Annotated in this window: 9 protein-coding genes; all 9 read right to left on the bottom strand. The window is 59.1% G+C overall.

Going from position 1 to position 5,877, the window contains the following annotated elements; genetic code table 11:
* Positions 1 to 36: 36 nt before the first annotated feature.
* Positions 37 to 819: a lysophospholipid acyltransferase family protein gene (locus ACXWUF_RS16890; RefSeq protein ID WP_458495802.1), complete on the bottom strand. Its 783-nt coding sequence runs from the start codon at positions 817 to 819 to the stop codon at positions 37 to 39.
* Positions 782 to 1,327 carry a D-glycero-beta-D-manno-heptose 1,7-bisphosphate 7-phosphatase gene (gmhB, locus tag ACXWUF_RS16885; protein ID WP_458495801.1) on the bottom strand — a complete coding sequence of 182 codons (546 nt, stop codon included), beginning with the start codon at positions 1,325 to 1,327 and terminating at the stop codon, positions 782 to 784. The genes ACXWUF_RS16890 and gmhB overlap by 38 nt, the downstream gene beginning before the upstream one ends.
* 28 nt (positions 1,328 to 1,355) lie before the next feature.
* On the bottom strand, positions 1,356 to 1,598 hold the full coding sequence (locus tag ACXWUF_RS16880; RefSeq protein WP_458495800.1) for a DUF2281 domain-containing protein: 243 nt from the start codon (positions 1,596 to 1,598) through the stop codon (positions 1,356 to 1,358).
* 19 nt (positions 1,599 to 1,617) lie between these two features.
* Entirely contained in the window at positions 1,618 to 1,842 is a 225-nt protein-coding gene (locus ACXWUF_RS16875; protein ID WP_458495799.1) for a hypothetical protein, read from the bottom strand.
* Positions 1,820 to 2,104, bottom strand: coding sequence for a BrnT family toxin (locus ACXWUF_RS16870; protein ID WP_458495798.1), 285 nt, complete (start codon positions 2,102 to 2,104; stop codon positions 1,820 to 1,822). Before ACXWUF_RS16870 ends, ACXWUF_RS16875 begins: the two co-directional genes overlap by 23 nt.
* 46 nt (positions 2,105 to 2,150) lie before the next feature.
* A complete protein-coding gene (gene glyS / locus ACXWUF_RS16865; RefSeq protein WP_458495797.1) occupies positions 2,151 to 4,226 on the bottom strand; it encodes a glycine--tRNA ligase subunit beta in 2,076 nt (691 codons plus the stop codon).
* Positions 4,219 to 5,151, bottom strand: coding sequence for a glycine--tRNA ligase subunit alpha (gene glyQ, locus ACXWUF_RS16860; RefSeq protein ID WP_458495796.1), 933 nt, complete (start codon positions 5,149 to 5,151; stop codon positions 4,219 to 4,221). Before glyQ ends, glyS begins: the two co-directional genes overlap by 8 nt.
* 124 nt (positions 5,152 to 5,275) lie before the next feature.
* Entirely contained in the window at positions 5,276 to 5,611 is a 336-nt protein-coding gene (locus ACXWUF_RS16855) for a hypothetical protein (RefSeq protein ID WP_458495795.1), read from the bottom strand.
* Positions 5,583 to 5,877: hypothetical protein (locus tag ACXWUF_RS16850; RefSeq protein WP_458495794.1), on the bottom strand; the 295-nt coding region annotated here is incomplete at its 5' end. The genes ACXWUF_RS16850 and ACXWUF_RS16855, both read right to left, overlap by 29 nt.

Genomic DNA, 5,877 nt, shown 5'->3' with positions numbered 1-5,877 from the left:
CTGAAGCCCGCTCCCACAGGGGTTAAGCGACAGGGGCTAAGCGGTTGGTGAATTCAGCCGGGCATAGGGACCGAATCCAGCAATTTCCGCCATTTGGCCTTCAATCCAAGTTTCCGCCTGCTTGTTTAATTCCGAAGCGCTCAGCGTTGCGCCGTCCAAGACCGGTCCGATGCGGACCTGAATCACGCCAGGGACTTTGAGGAAACCGTTCTTGGTCCAGTATTCCCCCGCATTGTGGGCCACCGGCACCACCGGACAACCGGCCCGATGCGCCAACATGCCGCCGCTCCCTCCATAAGTTCCTTTCTGGCCCGGTGCCACGCGGGTGCCTTCCGGGAACAGCACCACCCAGCGCCCCGTCTTGATGCGTGCCTCGCCGTCGCGAAGAATCTGCTTCATCGCCGCCGATTTGGCGTTGCGGTCGATAGCGATGGGTTCCATGGTCGCCATGGCCCAGCCCCACACCGGGATGCGCAGAAGCTCCTGCTTCAAGATGAACACGACGGCCGGAAAGATGGCCTGCAACGCGAGGGTCTCGAACGCCGACTGGTGCTTGCAGACGATCAGGCCGCTACGATCCGCCGGGATGTTTTCCAGGCCGCGCACCTCGTAAGTCAGCCCGCAGACCACCCTGAGCAGCCACAGGCAGAACCGCACCCACAGGTTGGCCGTGGCGTAACGGAGTTCGAAGTGGAACGGCTTCATCAGCAGCATCGCCGGGCCAAGAGCCAAGGTGGCGATGATTTGGCCGATGAGGAATAGGGTGGAGCGGAGATAAACGCTAGGCGGGGTAGAGGAGGAGATTTTGGGCGGCTTCATAGAGGTTCGAGAAGGTCGGAATATCCAAATCGGAATGGCGGGTCAGGGTGCTGCGACCCTTGCCGGTTTCCACCAGCATGGGCGAAGCGCCGACGGCTTGAGCGGCTTGTACGTCGCGGAAGGAGTCACCGATGGCTGGAATACCTTTAAGATCCACGTTATAGCGCTCTGCAAAGGCGCGGAATAAGCCGGGCTTGGGTTTGCGGCATTCGCAGAAATCTTCCGGGCCGTGGGGGCAATAGAAAATGGCGTCGATTTTGCCCCCGGCGGCTTCCACCATGGAAATCATTTTGATGTTGATGCGCTGTAGCATCGGCAAATCGAATAAGCCCCGCGCCACGCCGGATTGGTTGGTGAGTACCACGATCCGATAACCTTTTTGGGTTAATAAGCCGATGGCCTGGAGACTACCGGGAATGGGTATCCATTCTTCGGGGGTTTTGATATAGGCGTCGGAATCTTCGTTGATGACGCCGTCGCGGTCTAGGATGATGAAGGATTGGGTCATTATTATTTTCTTCGGAAGTCAATTTTTATCAAAGTTTTGGGCACCATTCTTTGCGCCGTAAATCACGAACCCAGGCTGTACTATCCTGCATATCTTCACGATTTTCCCACATACCGATAAAAGGGTCGTCTTCCAGTTTCCCAAAATCGGTTGCCCGTTTGACTTTCGGCGTTGGATAACGGGCCTTCAAAAAAGCCACGAAATCCACCACTTCTTGTTGTGCTTCCGGCGGAAGGGAGGATAAATCGTGAATAAGGTTCGTGGAGTTCATTTAATTAACGCAGGTTTCTCTAAAACGCTTGCGACCGGCTTTCTCCAGTTGATTCGGCCAAAACCGCTCGCAACGCCTTATTCACCGCCTCCGATGTAGGAAACGCCGCCGCCACATCCGGCTCAAGGCTTACCATCACCTTGGTTTGGGACTGAGCAAACCGATTAGGCTTAGCCTTGGAATAATCGAAAGCATACTCCGGCAACATGTTGGTGTCGGAATCAGTGCGGTCTATGCTCTTCATAATCTTGACGCTCTCTGTTAGTGGCCGGGCGGGCGCTGATAACCCGAATAACCCCGTTTTCGCGCTCCGTAAAGCAAACCACAAGCAAGGCTCTTCGGTGGGTATGGCCGATGATTAATTCCCTGTATTCATCGACCGAATGCCATACATCATCGAAAATGCGTGCCAAAGTATCGTCGAAAACGGTGATGGCTTCCTCAAAACTAACGCCATGTTTACGGCGATTTATTTCGGCTTTTTGCTCATCCCATTGGAATTCCATGGGGAATTTCCTTGCAATTAACCGTTTAACCCACCGTCGCCCAGTGTTACCCCTGCAACTTAGAAATATCCGCAATATTCAGGAATAACCCCTCGACAATCTCCAGCAGCCCCAGTCGGTTCCGGCGCATTTCGTCGTTGTCGACCATCACCATCACGCCATCGAAGAACGCATCCACGGCTTCCCGCAGCTTGGACAGCCGCGACAACGCCCCGGTGTAATCGCGCTCTTCCAGGCGGGGCAGAATGTCCTGCTTGGCGAGGCGGGCGGCTTGCAGCAGGGCTTTCTCCGCCGGTTCGGCCAGGGCGTGGTCGTCCACGTTGGCGGCGACTTCCTCCTCGGCCTTGCGGAGAATGTTGCGGATGCGCTTGTTGGCGGCGGCGAGGCTTTCCGCTTCCGGCAGCGCCCGGAATTCCCGCACGGCTTTCAGGCGGCTCTCGAAATCCAGCAGGCTCGACGGCCACACCGCCAGCACCGCCTCGAATTCGTCATGGCGATAACCCCGGTCGAGGAAATAGCCGCGCATCCGCTCGATCATGAAGCCGTGGACGTTCTCCCGCGCCTTGTCCGTCTCGAAGTCGTGGTTGAACTGGTCCAGCGCGAAATCCAGCAAATCCGGCACGTCCAAATCCAGCTTGGCCTCAATGAAAATGCGGATGGCCCCCAGCGCGGCGCGGCGCAGGGCGTAGGGGTCTTTGTCGCCGGTCGGGATGAGTCCGGCGCTGAAAATGCCGGTGAGGGTGTCGATCTTTTCCGCCAGCGCCAGAATCAGGCCAGTGCGGCTCTCGGGCAGCGGCCCGCCGGAGACTTTCGGCAGGTATTGCTCCTCGATGGCGGCGGCGATGTCTTCCGGCTCGCCTTCGGCTAGGGCGTAATAGCGGCCCATGGTGCCTTGCAGTTCCGGGAATTCGCCCACCATGCTGGTCAGCAAATCGGCCTTCGCCAGCAGCGCGGCCCGCTCCACCCAGGAACGTTCGTCACCCAGTTTCTCGGCGATGGCCCCGGCCAGATTTTGCACCCGCTTGGTTTTGTCCAGCATGGAGCCGAGGGTTTTCTGGAACGTGATCTGCGCCAGATCGACCACCCGGCTTTCCAGGGTGCGCTTGCGGTCCTGGTTCCAGAAGAATTCGGCGTCGGACAGGCGCGGGCGCACCACGCGCTCGTTGCCGGTGCGGACGGTCGCGATATTCGTGCTGTCCAGGTTGCTGAAGGTGATGAAGTACGGCAGCAGGCCGCCGTGCGAGTCCTTCACCGGGAAATATTTCTGGTTGGCCTGCATGGTGGTGATGAGGACTTCCGGCGGCAGGGACAGATAGCGGGCGTCGAATCCACCCAGCACCGGCACCGGCCATTCCACCAGCGCCGCCACTTCGTCCAGCAAATCCGGCTCGATGTGGGCCTTGCCGTTGACCGTCACGGCAATGTCTTCGGCCAGGGCGCGGACCTTCTGCTTGCGGCTCTCGAAATCGGCGATGACGTGGCCGTCGTCCAACAGCTTCCCGGCATAGTCGGCGGGCGAATCCAGCGTAATCGCGCCCGCGCTGTGGAAGCGATGACCGCGAGTCACCCGGCCCGTGGTGACGCCCAGAATCTCGGCGTTGATCACCTCATCCCCGAACAGCAGCACCGCCCAATGTACGGGCCGCACGAATTCCGCCGTGCCGTTGCCCCAGCGCATCCGCTTGGCGATGGGCAGCGCGGCGAGCGCCTGACGGAGGATGTCCGGCACCAAGTCGGCGGTGCGGACGCCTTGGACGTGCTGCTTGATGACCACCCATTCGCCCTTGTCGGTCTTGAGGGTGGTGAGTTGCTCGACGGTGGCGCTGCAGCTTTTCAGGAAACCCGCCAGCGCCTTGCTGGGGGAACCGTCCGGCTGGTAGGCGGCGTTCATGGCGGGGCCGCGCCGTTCGACGGTTTGGTCGGGTTGGGCGACGGCCAAGCCTTTAATAAGGAGTGCCAAGCGGCGCGGGGCGGCGTAGGGCAGCACCTCGCCGTGGGTCAAACCGGCTTTCGCGAGGCCCGCCGTGACGTTGGCTTCCAGGGCGCGGCTGAGGTTGAGCAGGGATTTCGGCGGCAGTTCCTCGGTGCCCAGTTCAAATAAAAGGTCACGAATCTCACTCATCTTGGGCACCTGCCTGGGTTTGCTGTTGCAGCATGGGGAAGCCGAGGCTTTCCCGGCGTTGGTAATAGGCTTCGGCGACGGATTTCGCCAGATCGCGCACCCGCAGGATGAAGCGCTGGCGTTCGGTCACGGAGATGGCCCGGCGGGCGTCCAGGAGGTTGAAGGCGTGGGAGGCTTTCAAGACCATTTCGTAGGCGGGCAGCGGCAGGTCGGCGGCGATCAGGCGCTTGCATTCGCGTTCGTAGGTGTCGAAGCCGCCGAACAGGAATTCGGTGTCGGCGTGCTCGAAGTTGTAGGCGGACATTTCCACTTCGTTCTGGTGGTACACGTCGCCGTAGGTGACGACGCCTTGCGGGCCACGCGCCCAGATGAGGTCGAACACGCTTTCCTTGCCCTGCAAGTACATGGCGATGCGTTCCAGGCCGTAGGTGATTTCGCCGCTGACGGGGCGGCAGTCGAGTCCGCCGACCTGTTGGAAATAGGTGAATTGGGTCACTTCCATGCCGTTCAGCCAGACTTCCCAGCCCAAGCCCCACGCGCCGAGGGTGGGGGATTCCCAGTTGTCTTCGACGAAGCGGATGTCGTGTTCGCGGAGGTCGAAGCCTAAGTTTTGCAGGGAACCCAGGTACAGGTCTTGGAAGTCCGCCGGGGACGGTTTCATGATGACCTGGAATTGGTAGTAGTGCTGGAGCCGGTTGGGGTTCTCGCCGTAGCGCCCGTCGGTGGGGCGGCGGGAGGGCTGGACATAGGCGGTGTTCCAGGGTTCGGGACCGATGGAGCGGAGGAAGGTCGCCGGGTGGAAGGTGCCGGCGCCGACTTCGAGGTCGAGGGGCTGGAGGATGACACAGCCCTGCGCGGCCCAGTAGTCCTGTAGCGCCAGGATCAAGCCTTGGAAGGTGGATACGTCGCGTTGTTGTAGGTTCACGCTGGCCACTCGTGGTGTGGGGTTGGGGGTTGAAAGGGGCGGATTATAGCGGATTAGCGGCGTTGGCCGAGATGCGGGGCGTTGCCGGGCCAGTGTGGCTGAATAGTTCCCCCCTTTGATTGGGTTATTTATAGCGGGATTTCTTCGACATGATGACTTCGAGGACGTTATCGTGCTTTGAACCGGGTATCAGGTCTTTTAAATGCAAAACGCCATCGACATATTGCAGGTGAATCCGCCATCCAGAGATTTTATCCACGTCGGCGCGATATATGTTTTGTTTAATGCCCGCTATTTTGTGAAGTCGAGTCACTGGAAACTGTCGGGTTCGGTGATTTTCGTTATTTTCTAACTCAGCCAAGGCTTCCAGGAATTGCAGGCGGTGCTGGTTGTCGGGGAGTAATTTTTGCGCGTCGTAAATGACGCCGTATTCATCCAACAGCGCTTTGATTTCTGGCATGGTTGGCTGGTCTCAGCGGGAAGTTTTGGTAGAGGATTTGGGCTAGCGAGTCGAAGGCTTGGTTAAGCTCGTCCTGTTTGACGGCACGAAATAGGGTAATCAGCCGTCGGTCGAATATTGGGTCGTTGTCGATGGCTAGGATAACGCGAATCTCTGAGTCGGTCTTGAGGACATACAGGCTGGATTCCAGGCCATTGGGCAGTGCAATCGGGTGGGGCTGGTAAATTTGCTGGGTATCTTCGCCGCGCTCAATATCGAATGTCGCG

Source organism: Methylomagnum sp., assembly GCF_054333355.1.
This window is presented reverse-complemented; position numbering and strand designations above follow the sequence as displayed.